This is a genomic window from Tellurirhabdus rosea (assembly GCF_026278345.1).
GTDB lineage: Bacteria > Bacteroidota > Bacteroidia > Cytophagales > Spirosomataceae > Tellurirhabdus > Tellurirhabdus rosea.
Genome location: NZ_CP111085.1, coordinates 368,472 through 382,416 on the forward strand (window position 1 = coordinate 368,472; position 13,945 = coordinate 382,416).

General features: G+C 55.8%; 12 protein-coding genes. 10 read left to right on the forward strand and 2 right to left on the reverse strand.

What is annotated here, in order from left to right:
* Positions 1-269: 269 nt before the first annotated feature.
* Positions 270-932, reverse strand: a complete 663-nt coding sequence (locus tag ORG26_RS01515) for an ABC transporter ATP-binding protein (RefSeq protein WP_266366714.1) — start codon at positions 930-932, stop codon at positions 270-272.
* A 225-nt stretch (positions 933-1,157) separates the two neighbouring features.
* Between ORG26_RS01515 and sucC the strand changes: the two genes are divergently transcribed.
* Positions 1,158-2,381, forward strand: coding sequence for an ADP-forming succinate--CoA ligase subunit beta (gene sucC, locus ORG26_RS01520; protein WP_266366716.1), 1,224 nt, complete (start codon positions 1,158-1,160; stop codon positions 2,379-2,381).
* Positions 2,382-2,471: 90 nt separating this feature from the next.
* On the opposite strand, the gene ORG26_RS01525 is transcribed toward sucC, so the two are convergent.
* Complete coding sequence (locus tag ORG26_RS01525) at positions 2,472-3,293, reverse strand: M48 family metallopeptidase (RefSeq protein WP_266366718.1); 822 nt, start codon at positions 3,291-3,293, stop codon at positions 2,472-2,474.
* A gap of 160 nt (positions 3,294-3,453) precedes the next feature.
* Between ORG26_RS01525 and ORG26_RS01530 the strand changes: the two genes are divergently transcribed.
* From ORG26_RS01530 to ORG26_RS01570, 9 genes are all read left to right on the forward strand, one after another.
* Positions 3,454-4,065: a fumarylacetoacetate hydrolase family protein gene (locus ORG26_RS01530; protein ID WP_266366720.1), complete on the forward strand. Its 612-nt coding sequence runs from the start codon at positions 3,454-3,456 to the stop codon at positions 4,063-4,065.
* 72 nt (positions 4,066-4,137) lie between these two features.
* Positions 4,138-6,159 carry a M23 family metallopeptidase gene (locus ORG26_RS01535; RefSeq protein WP_266366722.1) on the forward strand — a complete coding sequence of 674 codons (2,022 nt, stop codon included), beginning with the start codon at positions 4,138-4,140 and terminating at the stop codon, positions 6,157-6,159.
* Between the two features lie 23 nt (positions 6,160-6,182).
* Positions 6,183-6,632 carry a thioredoxin-dependent thiol peroxidase gene (gene bcp / locus ORG26_RS01540; protein ID WP_266366724.1) on the forward strand — a complete coding sequence of 150 codons (450 nt, stop codon included), beginning with the start codon at positions 6,183-6,185 and terminating at the stop codon, positions 6,630-6,632.
* A 69-nt stretch (positions 6,633-6,701) separates the two neighbouring features.
* The gene (locus tag ORG26_RS01545) at positions 6,702-7,559 is read left to right on the forward strand and encodes a transketolase (RefSeq protein ID WP_266366726.1); all 858 of its coding nucleotides are present in this window, start codon (positions 6,702-6,704) and stop codon (positions 7,557-7,559) included.
* A gap of 104 nt (positions 7,560-7,663) precedes the next feature.
* On the forward strand, positions 7,664-8,620 hold the full coding sequence (locus tag ORG26_RS01550; RefSeq protein ID WP_266366728.1) for a transketolase family protein: 957 nt from the start codon (positions 7,664-7,666) through the stop codon (positions 8,618-8,620).
* 196 nt (positions 8,621-8,816) lie between these two features.
* Positions 8,817-9,377, forward strand: a complete 561-nt coding sequence (locus tag ORG26_RS01555; protein WP_266366730.1) for an RNA polymerase sigma factor — start codon at positions 8,817-8,819, stop codon at positions 9,375-9,377.
* Positions 9,378-9,480: 103 nt separating this feature from the next.
* Positions 9,481-9,882, forward strand: a complete 402-nt coding sequence (locus ORG26_RS01560; RefSeq protein WP_266366732.1) for a hypothetical protein — start codon at positions 9,481-9,483, stop codon at positions 9,880-9,882.
* Positions 9,883-9,907: 25 nt separating this feature from the next.
* Complete coding sequence (locus ORG26_RS01565) at positions 9,908-10,318, forward strand: Spy/CpxP family protein refolding chaperone (RefSeq protein WP_266366734.1); 411 nt, start codon at positions 9,908-9,910, stop codon at positions 10,316-10,318.
* A gap of 171 nt (positions 10,319-10,489) precedes the next feature.
* Complete coding sequence (locus tag ORG26_RS01570) at positions 10,490-13,867, forward strand: methylmalonyl-CoA mutase family protein (protein WP_266366736.1); 3,378 nt, start codon at positions 10,490-10,492, stop codon at positions 13,865-13,867.
* Positions 13,868-13,945 lie beyond the last annotated feature (78 nt).

Sequence of the window (13,945 nt, forward strand, 5' to 3'; positions counted from 1 at the left end):
ATCATAGTTAATCCTTAAATCTGTGTAATCCCGGTTCAGAAAACCCAGATTCAGACAAACAAAAAAGCCTTGCGAGATTCCCGCACGGCTTTCTGATTTACTCAACGTTATGAAAAACTTTTCTTTTCTTTACAAATATATAACAGTAGGTACAATTATAAGTTCGGCAAGCTTAAAATAATTTTACCAAAACCGAACCCCAAATTTACCAGCCCTATACGTTGGAAAACCGGCGCATTGCTTAAGTACTTACACTCAGCGCAGCTTTTTCACTCTTCCATCACTCCGTCGCGAATCACAAGGCGGCGGTCGGCCAGCGTTGCCAGGGTTTCGTTATGTGTTACTATAACGAATGTCTGCCCCAATTCATTTCTCAGCCGGAAAAATAACTGATGAAGTTCTTCGGCATTGCGCGAGTCGAGGTTCCCGCTAGGCTCGTCGGCAAAAACGATGGCCGGCGAATTGACCAGGGCCCGGGCTACGGCAACCCGCTGTTGCTCGCCTCCTGAAAGTTGAGACGGCAAGTGGTCCGTCCGGTCACTTAATCCCAGTAAATTTAATAATTCGGCCGCCCGTTTGCGCACCGCCCGTTCGTCGGTTCCGGCCATAAAGCCTGGTAGACAGACGTTTTCGAGCGCCGTAAACTCGGCCAGCAGATTATGAAACTGGAAAACAAAGCCGATGCGGCGATTCCGGAACCGGGCCAGTTCCTTCTCGTTGAGGGCAAACACATCCTGCCCGTCCATCAAAACCTGGCCCGCGTCCGGCCGGTCGAGCGTTCCCAGAATGTGCAGCAGCGTACTTTTACCCGCTCCCGACGCTCCCACGACCGAAACGACTTCGCTTTTCTGAATACTCAACTGAATCCCTTTCAATACCGGAAGTGTCCCGTAAGACCGCTTGATGTCTGTCGCCTGAAGCAGTGGTTGCATTTTTCTGTTGGTTCCTGAATGGTAAAGGTACAAAGCGGTAACGATACCGGGTAACGGCATGGCAAAGATGAAAAGTGCCCGTAAGCCTGAGTATGGTTACGGATTTGGTTACGGCCCTCCCGCTCTTTGCAACTTTGTGACTTAGGAACTTTGGAACGTTCCCCCTTTGTCACTAATTTGCCGCCGCAAAATTGACACTTTTCACCAATCCTTGTTCTATTCTCCATGAATATACACGAGTACCAGGGTAAAGAAATACTGAAACGCTACGGCGTCCGCGTCCAGGAAGGCATCGTAGCGGAATCCCCGGAAAAGGCGGTAGAGGCGGCGAAACAAATGATGGCCCAGACGGCTTCCAAGTTCGTGGTTGTGAAATCCCAGATTCACGCTGGCGGCCGCGGAAAGGGCAAGATTCAGGGCGGTGAGCAGCGCGGCGTGCAACTGGCCAAGTCCGTGGACGACGTACGTGACATCGCGAAAAACCTCATCGGTAATATCCTTGTCACGCACCAGACCGGCCCGGAAGGCAAGAAAGTCAATAAGGTTCTGATTGCTCAGGATGTATACTACCCCGGTGCTTCGGAGCCGAAGGAATATTATATGGGCATCCTGCTCGACCGGGCCAAGGCCTGCAACGTCATCATGGCCAGCACCGAAGGCGGGATGGACATTGAGGAAGTGGCCGAGCATTCTCCCGAAAAAATCATCAAGGAGTGGATCGACCCGCGCGTAGGACTGCAGCCGTTCCAGGCCCGCAACATCGCGTTTGCCCTCGGACTGGAAGGCGAAGCGTTCAAGGAAATGGTGAAATTCGTGACGGCGCTTTACAAAGCTTACGTCGAAACGGATTCGTCCATGTTCGAGATCAACCCGGTGCTCAAAACGTCGGACAATAAGATTCTGGCTGTGGACGCGAAAGTGAACCTGGACGACAACGCACTGTACCGCCACAGCGAACTGGCGAGTCTGCGCGACCTGTCGGAGGAAGATCCCCTGGAAGTGGAAGCGTCGGCCAACGACCTCAACTACGTGAAGCTGGACGGCAACGTGGGCTGTATGGTTAATGGCGCCGGACTGGCGATGGCCACGATGGACATAATCAAGCTGTCGGGCGGCGAACCGGCCAACTTCCTGGACGTGGGCGGCGGTGCTAACGCCAAAACCGTGGAAGCCGGCTTCCGGATTATCCTGAAAGACCCGAACGTAAAGGCGATTCTGATCAATATCTTCGGCGGTATCGTGCGCTGCGACCGAGTAGCCACGGGCGTCGTGGAGGCCTACAAAGCCATCGGCGACATCAAAGTCCCCATCATCGTCCGTCTGCAGGGCACCAACGCCGAAGAAGGCGCCCGCATCATTGACGAGTCCGGCCTGAAAGTGTTCTCAGCCGTGCAGTTGAAAGACGCCGCGGCGAAAGTGACGCAGGTGCTGGCGGAAATGGGAGCCTGATTGTAAAGGCTAAAAGCGGCGAGTCCGGAAAACGGTGACGAAGGCATTCATGGATGCCCTCACCGTTTTCCGGACTCGCCGCTTTTGCTTTTAACGTGCCCGGTAGTACTTCTGCGCCTCCGGCAGTTGGGCCTGAATGTCCCGAATCCGGCGCGTGTCGGACGGGTGCGTCGACAGAAACTCGGGCGGTTTGTTGCCACCGCTGGCCTGCGCCATCCGCTGCCAGAACCCGACCGCCTCGTTGGGGTTATAGCCCGCCATAGCCATAAAAATCAACCCAAGCTGGTCGGCTTCCGACTCCTGCTTGCGGCTGTGCGGCAGCGCCCGGCCCAATTGGTAGCCCAGCGGCAGGGCTACGCCGGCCGCCTGAAGCAAGAGGGCATTGGTCTGCGACCGCTGTCCCTGCGACATTACGCCCAGCGCCAGCTGACCGCCCTGAAGCAGTCCGTTGGCGACCAGCCCTTCGCTCATCCGCTCGTTGCCGTGTTCGGCAATGGCGTGGGCAATTTCGTGCCCCATTACGGTCGCTACGCCCGCTTCGTTCTGGCAAATGGGAATGATTCCGGTGTAGAAAGCTACTTTCCCGCCGGGCATACACCAGGCGTTCACTTCCGGACTCTGAATCAGATTGAATTCCCAGGCAAAGCCTTCCAGACGGCTGGAGAGGTTGTTGGCCCGCATGTAGTCTTCAATGGCACTCTGAAGCCGGGAACCTACCCGCTTGATCATCGCCGCCTGATCGCCTGAGCGAACTACCCGGCTCGTGTCCAGTACTTCTTTATAATTATTAAAACTTAACGGAAGTAACTGTGAATTGGGGACAAGTGCCAATTGCCGTCGACCGGTCAGGGGCACCTTCTGACACCCGATGAGGAAGCCGATGAACAACACCAGCAAAATCGCTTTTCTCATAGTACTGTTAAAATTGGTTTACTACTAAGACGCAAAAATCACCTAATAGGACAGTCAGACGGCTCCATTTGTTCATTTTTTTTAGGTTTGGCGCGGACGGCCCGTCTTTAGTCCTTAGATTTGCGCCCATCCCAAACGTTTAATACTCTTCTTATTCCGCATGAAAATCATCGCCGTCGGACGCAACTACGCAGAACATATCAAAGAACTGAACAACGAACAACCCGACGATCCGGTTATCTTCACCAAACCCGAAACGGCGGTCCTCCGTGACAACGAGCCTTTCTACTACCCTGATTTCTCCCAGGATATCCACCACGAAGTCGAAATTCTGGTACGGATCAGCAAGGTTGGAAAAAACATCGACGAGAAATTTGCCCATAAATATTACGACGAAATCGGCATCGGCATCGACTTTACGGCCCGCGACATTCAGTCAAAGCTCAAAGCCAAAGGGCTGCCGTGGGATCTGGCGAAAGGTTTCAACGGCTCCGCTCCCATTTCGAAGTTTGTCCCCAAATCCGAATTTCCGGACCTGCAGAACCTGAACTTCCGGCTCGATGTCAACGGCGAAACCCGGCAGCAGGGTAATACGGAGCTGATGCTGTTCAAAATCGATTACCTGATTGCCTTTGTATCCCGGTATATTACCCTGCAACAGGGCGATATTCTGTTTACGGGCACGCCCAAAGGCGTTGGGCCGGTGAAAGTCGGCGATACCCTGACGGCCTACCTGGAAGATCGCAAAATGCTCGATTTTGCGGTAAAATAATCGCCCCCGGCTTTTCGTAGGTATACTAAATCAATTTATCAGCCCACTAGGGCGGCTGATTGTTAATGCGTTATGAGGCGAACGGTAGCTATTTTTTTTTACGGAGTAATCAGTGCGTTGCTTTGGGGCGCTGAAACCGCGCGGGCTCAGACGGATGCGATTCCGGTTGACGAGGAGCAGACCGGTTCGGAACGTTCCAAAGTGTTGTCGCGCAAAGAGAAACTGAAGGCCATCCAGCCGGGCTATTTCCTGTTTCCGATCCGGCCGGGAGCGTCCAATTCGCTGTCCGGAGCCCTGGGTGATCTGCGGTCCAACCACTTTCACGCGGGCCTCGACATCCGGACGCAGCAGCGCGAGGGCCTGGCCGTCCATGCCGCCGCGGACGGATACATCTCCCGGATCGCGGTGTTCACCGGTGGTTACGGCAACGTCATCTTCATGAAGCACCCCAACGGCATGACGACCGTGTACGGCCACCTGAAGCAGCTCAGCGAACCGCTGGCGACATACCTCCGCCAGGAACAGTACCGGCAGCAATCCTTCGAAATCGACCTGCGCCCGGCCCCCAACCAGTTTATCGCCAAAAAAGGAGACGTCATTGCCCTGTCCGGCAACACGGGCGGCTCGGGCGGGCCGCACCTGCACTTCGAGATTCGGGACGAGCGCGACAACCTGCTCAATCCGCTGCTGTTCGGCTTCCCGGAAATTGAAGACCAGACCCCGCCGTTTTTTGACAAAATCGCCCTGCGGCCCCTTACGCCGACCTCGCTGGTCAACGGACAGGCTACCCGCGTGGCGCTGGCTCCCGTCAAACGCCCCAACGGAGAGTACGTCCTGACGCAGCCCGTTTCGGCCTCCGGGCTCATTGGCATCGACATCCTGGCCTACGACCGGACCGACGGCACGCCGTACAAGAACGGCCTTTCGTGCATTGAAATCGAACTGGACGGCAACGAAGTGTTCGCCTACAACATGGACAACTTCCCGCACGAAGAATCCCGGCTGATTAATCTGCATATGGATTACGCCACCGAGCAGCTCACCGGACAGCGCTTCCACCGGTGTTATGTCGTAGACGGCAATACGCTGCCGATTTACACGACCGACAAACGCCGGGGCCGTCTGCCGCTCTTTGACGGACAGCCGCATGAGGTGGTCATCACCTTGTTCGACAGTTACCAGAATGTGACCCGGCTGCGGTTCACTATTCAGCCCGAAGCGGAGCCCTCCCCGGTGCAGGTGACGCCCAGCCGCCTGCCGACGGTGCTGACGGCTTCGGCTTCGGACAACACGCTGCTCATAAAAGCCCGCAATTTTGCGACGGCCGAGGTGCCCGATGCCCGTTTTTTCAGCAGCGGCCTCAGCCGGGACGTGCCCGTAAGTTATGTCCGCAACGGAGAAGCGGTCTATGTCCTTGATCTGAGCCGGCGTCTGCCGGATTCGGTTCAGGTGGGAACCACCACCCTGCCCCTGCATTACCGCAAGCAGATCATTCCGGGCAGGGCCGATGCCTACCGGGAGCAGCAGGTTCAGATCGAATTTGCCGAAAACAGCGTGTACGACACCCTGCATCTGGCCGTCAGTCACGAAGGCAACCGGCTGGTGATAAATGATTTTACAATACCGCTGCGTGAACAAATCCGTGTTACCTTTGCGCCCACCGAACCCGTCGAAGTTCGCGACCGGACGCAGATGTATCTGGTAAGCGGCGGGCGGCGGGATTACATTGGCGGATTCTGGAAAGACAACACCTTCCAGTTTCACACCCGGAAGCTGGGTACTTTTCAATTGCTGACGGATGTCAATCCGCCCGTTGCCCGCTGGATTCGGAAAGATGCGCAGGGACTGGTGGCAACCATCAAGGATGATTTGTCCGGCATTGCGAGCTTCCGGATGCAGGTAAACGGCGAGTGGGTGCTGATGCAGTACGATTACAAACGCGCCCTCATCTGGTCGGACCGGCTCGACCGCACCAAACCGTTTGAAGGGCCCGTGCAGCTGGAGGTAAAAGACCGGGCCGGCAACGTCACCCTGCTGACCGCCACCCTGCCCGTCCTGACAGCCAAAGCGGATTCTGTTTCGATTGCCAAATAATTTCAACGCTGTTACTACCTACGATGAAACTGCAAATCGGCGAACCGGCTCCGGATTTTGAGTCCAGAGACCAGTCGGGCAACCCCATCAGACTGTCGGATTACCGGGGAAAAAAGGTAGTCCTGTACTTTTACCCCAAGGATGATACGCCGGGCTGTACGGCCCAGGCCTGCAGCCTCCGCGACAACCACGAAAAGCTGCGCCAGGCCGGATACGAAGTGCTGGGCGTCAGCGTCGATGATGAGAAATCGCACCGGAAGTTCATTTCCAAATACGAACTGCCCTTCCCGTTGCTGGCTGATACCGACAAAAAAATCGTGGAAGCCTACGATGTCTGGAAAGAAAAGTCAATGTACGGCCGTCAATACATGGGCACGGTCCGGACGACCTTTCTCATCGATGAGTCCGGAATCATCACGGACATCATCGAGAAGATTGATACCAAAAATCACGCAGAACAAATTCTAAAATAAGCTGACGGCTGACGCCCGGCGGTGGGCAGCCACCTACCCATGTCCTGCGTCAAAAGTCATGGAGACCCTATGGAACAAACACAACTAGAGCAGATTGCGGTGCAGGTTCGTCGTGACATCCTGCGCATGGTTCATGCCGTCAACTCGGGGCACCCCGGCGGCTCACTGGGCTGCACGGATCTTTTTGTAGCGCTGTATTTCGACGTGCTGCGCCTCAAACGGGACGAAAACGGGACGCCCGTTTTCGACATGAACGGGACCGATGAAGACCTGTTTTTCCTGTCGAACGGCCACATTTCGCCGGTCTGGTATTCGGTACTGGCCCGTGCGGGTTACTTCCCCGTATCGGAGCTGGGCACGTTCCGTAAGCTCGACAGCCGTCTGCAGGGTCACCCGACCACGGCCGAGCACCTGCCGGGCGTCCGGATTGCTTCCGGCTCGCTGGGGCAGGGACTTTCGGTAGCCTGCGGAGCCGCTTTTGCCAAGCGTCTGAACGGCGACGACAAGCATGTGTACGTGCTGATGGGCGACGGGGAACAGCAGGAAGGCCAGGTCTGGGAAGCGGCCACGTTTGCGCCCCACCACAAACTCGGCAACCTCACGGCCATCATTGACCTCAACGGCCAGCAGATCGACGGCCCGACCAATCTGGTGATGAACAACCGGGATCTGGGCGCCAAATACCGCGCTTTTGGCTGGAACGTGACCGAAATGAAAGGCAACGACATGACCGAAGTCCTCAAAACGCTGCACGAATCGAAGCACGACCCCGAAGTGCCGACGATGATTCTGATGCATACCGAAATGGGCTACGGCGTCGACTTTATGATGGGTAGCCACAAGTGGCACGGCGTCGCCCCGAACGACGAGCAACTCGCCACGGCACTCAATCAACTGGCCGTGACGGCCGGCGATCAGGATTATTAATCATTGTGTGATTGAGTGAATGAGTGATTGAGTGATTTACTTCCCAGTGAAGCTGTCCACTCAATCACTCAACCGCTCAATCGCTCATTCACTCAATAGAAATCGTGAAAAAATACGAATACACCGAAAAAAAAGACACCCGTTCCGGCTTTGGGGCGGGCATTCTGGAGCTGGGCCGCACGAACCCGAACGTCGTGGCGCTGACGGCCGACCTGGCGGGCTCGCTCAAACTGGACGGGTTCATGAAGGAGTTTGCTGACCGCTACGTCCAGTGCGGCATCTCGGAAGCGAACATGATCGGCGTGTCGGCGGGCCTGACCATCGGCGGGAAGATTCCGTTTGCTACCACCTTCGCCAATTTCGCCACCGGTCGCGTCTACGACCAGATTCGCCAGTCGGTAGCATATTCCAATAAAAACGTCAAAATCTGCGCTTCGCACGCGGGGCTGACGCTGGGCGAAGACGGGGCCACGCACCAGATTCTGGAAGACCTCGGCATGATGAAAATGCTGCCCAACATGACCGTCATCACCCCCTGCGACTACAACCAGACGAAAGCCGCCACGCTGGCCATCGCCGAGCACGAAGGTCCGGTTTACCTGCGTTTCGGACGCCCGGTGATGCCGATCTTCACGCCCGCAGACCAGACGTTTGAAATCGGCAAAGCGGTGATTCTGAACGAAGGTCCGGACGTGTCGATCTTTGCGACCGGCCACCTGGTCTGGGAAGCCATCAAGGCCGGCGAGATGCTGGCGGAGGAAGGCATTGAAGCTGACATTATCAACATTCACACGATCAAGCCGCTGGACGAAGCCGCGATTCTGGCCTCGGTCCAGAAAACGCGCTGCGCGGTGTCGGCTGAAGAGCACATGCTCAACGGGGGCCTGGGCGACAGCATCGCCCAGACGCTGGCCCGCAACTACCCCGCCCCGCTGGAAATGGTGGGCGTCCGGGATACGTTTGGCGAAAGCGGTACACCCGAGCAGCTGATGAAAAAGTACGGCCTGACCGCCGAAAAAATTGTGGAAGCGGTCCGGCGCGCCATGAGCCGCCGGGCCTGACCTGAGGCCGGTAACTGGATTGGGAAAAGTGACCAACCTCCACGGGAATCAATCTTTCGGTTCCTGTCGTTACATGCAATACAGGCTGGGTGCGGTCCGCAGCGACCCGTCCGGCCTGTTTGCTTTTTTGTGATGGTCCCTTACTTTAGAGCCGTGAATAAGCTGCACCCGCGGACGACGAGTACAAAAACGACGCATGACTGACGAGGAACTCCTGCAAAAATACCGTGACCCTTCCAGCCGGAATTACGCCTTCAATCTGCTGGTCCGAAAATACCAGCAGAAAATTTACTGGCACGTTCGGAAAATGGTTATTGACCACGACGATGCCGACGACCTGACGCAGGAAACGTTTATTAAAGTCTGGAACAGCCTGGAGAACTTCCGCGGCGACTCCCAGCTCTACACCTGGATTTACCGGATTGCGACCAACGAGTGTCTGAATTTTCTGAATAAAAAACGCCGTCGCTTCTTCCTGCCCATCGGTGATGTGGAAGGCGAACTGATGGAAAAGCTGGAGTCCAACTCCGATTATGTAACGTCCGGTACCGAGTACAGCGGAGAGGAGATTCAGTTGAAGCTGCAGAAAGCCCTGTTGAAATTACCTGACAAACAGCGCCTTGTTTTCAACATGAAGTACTTTGATGACATGAAGTACGAAGAAATTGCCGAAATTACGGGCACATCCGTCGGTGCGCTGAAGGCCTCTTATCATTTGGCTGTAAAAAAAATTGAAGATTTCCTCAACAAAGAATAAACCCGGAACCGGGCTGTTTGTCAAACCGTTGTGACTGATAAGTATGGAACCGAAAAAACCAATACGGATTGAGGAGTTGGACCGTGAGCACCCACTGAGGCAATTGCCATTCACGGTGCCCGAGGGGTATTTCGACGCGCTGCCGTCGCGCATTCAGGCAGAGACTGTTAACCGTTCGCACCGCTTTACCATCAGCTGGTCGTGGCAGCGGACCGCCGCTACTTTGGCGGGCGCTGGTCTGGTGGCCGCGCTGGTCTGGATCACCTACCCTCCCCGGCAGGGCCCGCTCGGCCCCGACGTGCTGAGCGAGGTTAGCGACGCCGCCATTGTGGAATACCTGAATGACCAGGCGCTGGCCGACGAAGTGCTGGCGGATATACCGGTGATTGACGAGGAAATGGCGACGGATTCGTCCCTGATTCATTACCTTGATGTTTCGCCCGGAGCCATCCGGCAGCAACTGGAAAGCGAACCTGTTTTAAATGGAGCTAATCAAGACAGCTAACGATATATTTTTAACTTAAATTCGTATGAAAAAGGTACTGCTCGCCGTGGTTTGTTGTTTCAGTTTATTACTGAGCCTTCCGGCCGCTGCACAGAATCAGGATCGTCAGAAAATTGAAAGTGCCAAGATTGGTCTGATCACCAACCGCCTGAACCTAACGCCCGACCAGGCACCCCAGTTCTGGGCCATTTACAATGAATACAGCGATCGCCGCAAAGATGTGACCCGCAAACTGCGGCAGAACAACCGTAGCACCAGCAACGCGATGGATGATCTGGAAGAATCTGTGGAACTGAAACAAAAACTGGTTGATCTGGAAAAAGAATACAACGGTCGTTTTCTGAAGGTTATCTCCCCGCAGCAGTTGCAGGAGCTTCACAATACCGAGCGGACATTCAACAAGATGCTGCTCGACCGGCTCAAACCCGGCAATTAATCGACAACTTTGCTATACTTACTGATCGGATACGCCCGGCTGCCCTGCGGCCGGGCGTTTTATTTGTCTCCCGAACGGAGAATGCACGGACGAACGGATTAAGTGTAATTTTTTTACGAATTTGCGGGACATTTCATCAACAAAACCTTAATCTGTGTAATCCCTTTTCCGATGAACGCAGTCGCTCCTTACCAACTTAAAAACCCCGTCCGCATCGTCACGGCCGCTTCGCTTTTCGACGGTCACGACGCGGCCATCAATATCATGCGCCGGATCATGCAGGCCTCCGGGGCAGAAGTCATTCACCTGGGTCACAACCGTTCGGTAGCCGAAATCGTGGACTGCGCCATCCAGGAAGACGCGCAGGGCATTGCCGTGACTTCCTACCAGGGCGGGCATCTCGAATACTTCAAATACATGATCGACCTGCTGCGGGAACGCGGCGCAGGCCATATCAAGGTATTCGGCGGCGGCGGCGGAACTATCCTCCCCGGTGAAATCGACGAACTTCATGCCTACGGCGTTACCCGGATTTACTCGCCGGACGACGGCCGGGCACTCGGACTGCAGGGCATGATCAACGACCTGCTCCAACAGTGCGATTTCCCGACAAAACTGTGGGAACTGAACGGCCAACTGGCTAAACTGCCGCAAACCAAAGACGTCAAAATCATCAGCCGCCTTATTTCGGCGGCGGAAAACGATCCGGAAGCGTTTCAATCCGTAGAAACGCCAAAACCCGCGTCACTGCCGGCGACCATTCCCGTTCTCGGCATTACCGGCACCGGCGGAGCGGGCAAATCCTCGCTGGTGGACGAACTGATCCGACGCTTCCTCTTTCATACCACGGACAAAACCCTGGCGGTCATTTCCGTCGACCCGTCGAAGCGCAAAACGGGCGGAGCGCTGTTGGGCGACCGCATCCGGATGAATGCCATCAGTCCCGAGATCAGTAAAGGACGGGTGTACATGCGCTCGCTCGCTACCCGACAGTCGAATCTGGCCCTGAGCCGGAACGTACAGGACGCCATTGACGTCTGCAAAGCCGCCCGGTTTGACCTGGTGATTGTCGAAACGTCCGGCATCGGGCAGTCGGATACCGAAATCACCGAGCATTCCGACGTGAGCCTTTACGTGATGACGGCCGAATATGGTGCCGCCACGCAGCTCGAAAAAATCGACATGCTCGATTTTGCGGACGTTATTGCCATCAACAAATTCGACAAACGCGGCTCGCTGGACGCCCTGCGTGACGTCCGGAAACAATACCGGCGCAACCACAACCTCTGGGAAACGCCGGACGATGAACTGCCCATATTCGGGACGATGGCCTCGCAGTTCAACGATGCGGGCATGAATGCGCTCTTCGACAAACTGATGGCGGTCATCGGGCAGAAGACGGGAGTGAACGTAGTCAGTGACCAGTCTTCAGAGGCCAGTGGGTTATTGCCACAGCCCAAGGCGGCGACCATTATCCCGCCCGAGCGGGTGCGTTACTTGGCCGAAATTGTGGAAGCCAGCGACAATTACGACCAGTTTGTAAACGACCAGGTGGCCATTGCCCGAAAACTTTACCAGCTGGAGGGCACGATTGAACTGGTAGAAAAGTCCGGCTCGGTTGAAGTAGCCGCCGAATTGAAGACGATTCGGGCAGATTTCGAAGGACGCCTCCACCACGAATGCCGCCAGCTGCTGAAAAGCTGGCCGGATACCAAAGCCAAATTCGCCGGTGACACCTTCGAGTACCAGGTCCGCGATAAAGTCATCCGGCAGACGCTGATCAGCACCTCGCTGTCGGGAACACGGATTCCGAAAATCAGTTTGCCGAAATACCAAGACTGGGGCGACATCCTGCGCTGGCTCCTGACCGAGAACCTGCCGGGCGAATTCCCGTATGCGGCGGGCGTGTTTCCCCTCAAACGCGAAGGCGAAGACCCCACGCGGATGTTTGCGGGCGAAGGCGGCCCCGAACGGACCAACCGCCGTTTCCACTACGTCTCCAAAGGAATGCCCGCCAAGCGCCTTTCGACGGCCTTCGATTCGGTGACGCTCTACGGCGAAGACCCCGACTACCGGCCCGACATTTACGGCAAAATCGGCAACTCGGGAGTCAGCATCTGCACGCTGGACGATGCCAAAAAACTGTACAGCGGCTTCAACCTCTGCGACCCGGCCACGTCCGTTTCGATGACCATCAACGGCCCCGCTCCCATGCTGCTGGCCTTTTTCCTCAACGCGGCCATCGATCAGCAGTGCGAGCTTTACGTAACCCGGAATGGTATTCCGGGCACTGTCAACGGCGATTCCCGGAATACCATTCCGGGTTACAATGGACCGCTTCCCGAAGGCAACGACGGGCTGGGTTTGCAGCTTCTGGGCACCACCGGCGATAAGGTACTACCCAGAGAGGTGTACGAAAAAATCAAAGCCGATACGCTGCGACAGGTTCGGGGCACGGTTCAGGCGGATATTCTGAAAGAAGACCAGGCGCAGAACACCTGCATCTTTTCGACGGAATTTGCCCTGCGGATGATGGGCGACATCCAGCAGTATTTTATCGACAAACAGGTCCGTAACTTTTATTCGGTTTCCATCTCCGGCTATCACATCGCCGAAGCGGGCGCGAATCCCATTACACAGCTGGCCTTTACGCTTTCGAACGGCTTTACGTTTGTCGAATACTACCTGTCGCGGGGCATGCACATCGACGACTTTGCGCCCAACCTGTCGTTCTTTTTCTCCAACGGCATGGACCCCGAGTACTCGGTGCTCGGACGCGTGGCCCGACGCATCTGGGCGAAAGCCATGAAGCACAAGTACAGGGCCAACGAGCGGTCGCAGAAGCTGAAGTACCATATCCAGACCTCGGGCCGGAGCCTGCACGCGCAGGAGATTGCCTTCAACGACATCCGGACAACCCTCCAAGCCCTGCTGGCGATTTACGACAACTGCAATTCCCTGCACACCAATGCCTACGACGAGGCCATCACCACCCCAACCGAAGAGTCGGTACGCCGCGCGATGGCGATCCAACTCATCATCAACCGGGAGTTCGGTCTGGCTAGAAACGAAAATCCGCTGCAGGGCGCGTTCATCATTGAGGAACTGACGGATCTGGTGGAACAGGCCGTTCTGGAAGAATTCCGGAGTCTGAACGAACGGGGCGGTGTGCTCGGCGCGATGGAGCGCATGTACCAGCGGGGCAAAATTCAGGATGAGTCGATGCACTACGAAATGCAGAAACATACGGGTGTGCTGCCAATTATCGGCGTCAACACTTTCCTGGACCCGGCCGGCTCGCCCACCATCGTGCCCGAAGAGGTGATCCGCTCGACCAGAGAAGAAAAGGATTATGCCGTGGAATCGCGCAAGGCTTTCCAGCAACGCCATGCCGACGAAGCCGAAACGGCCCTGAAAAACCTGCAAACGGCCGCGCTGGAAAACAACAATGTGTTTGAAGCGCTGATGGAAGCAGCCAAGGTCTGCTCGCTCGGACAGATGTCAAAAGCGCTGTACGAAGTCGGCGGGCAGTACCGGCGAAATATGTAACTTCTTGAAAAAACAAATGCCATTTCTTCAAGAAATGGCATTTGTTTTTTCAAGTCGGTTTATCAAATTGCCGGGCAT

Bases quoted from the DNA above. Each gene is read 5' to 3' on its own strand.
- ORG26_RS01515 (WP_266366714.1), bottom strand. From the start codon at position 932: ATGCAACCACTGCTTCAGGCGACAGACATCAAGCGGTCTTACGGGACA.
- sucC (WP_266366716.1), top strand. From the start codon at position 1,158: ATGAATATACACGAGTACCAGGGTAAAGAAATACTGAAACGCTACGGC.
- ORG26_RS01525 (WP_266366718.1), bottom strand. From the start codon at position 3,293: ATGAGAAAAGCGATTTTGCTGGTGTTGTTCATCGGCTTCCTCATCGGG.
- ORG26_RS01530 (WP_266366720.1), top strand. From the start codon at position 3,454: ATGAAAATCATCGCCGTCGGACGCAACTACGCAGAACATATCAAAGAA.
- ORG26_RS01535 (WP_266366722.1), top strand. From the start codon at position 4,138: ATGAGGCGAACGGTAGCTATTTTTTTTTACGGAGTAATCAGTGCGTTG.
- bcp (WP_266366724.1), top strand. From the start codon at position 6,183: ATGAAACTGCAAATCGGCGAACCGGCTCCGGATTTTGAGTCCAGAGAC.
- ORG26_RS01545 (WP_266366726.1), top strand. From the start codon at position 6,702: ATGGAACAAACACAACTAGAGCAGATTGCGGTGCAGGTTCGTCGTGAC.
- ORG26_RS01555 (WP_266366730.1), top strand. From the start codon at position 8,817: ATGACTGACGAGGAACTCCTGCAAAAATACCGTGACCCTTCCAGCCGG.
- ORG26_RS01565 (WP_266366734.1), top strand. From the start codon at position 9,908: ATGAAAAAGGTACTGCTCGCCGTGGTTTGTTGTTTCAGTTTATTACTG.
- ORG26_RS01570 (WP_266366736.1), top strand. From the start codon at position 10,490: ATGAACGCAGTCGCTCCTTACCAACTTAAAAACCCCGTCCGCATCGTC.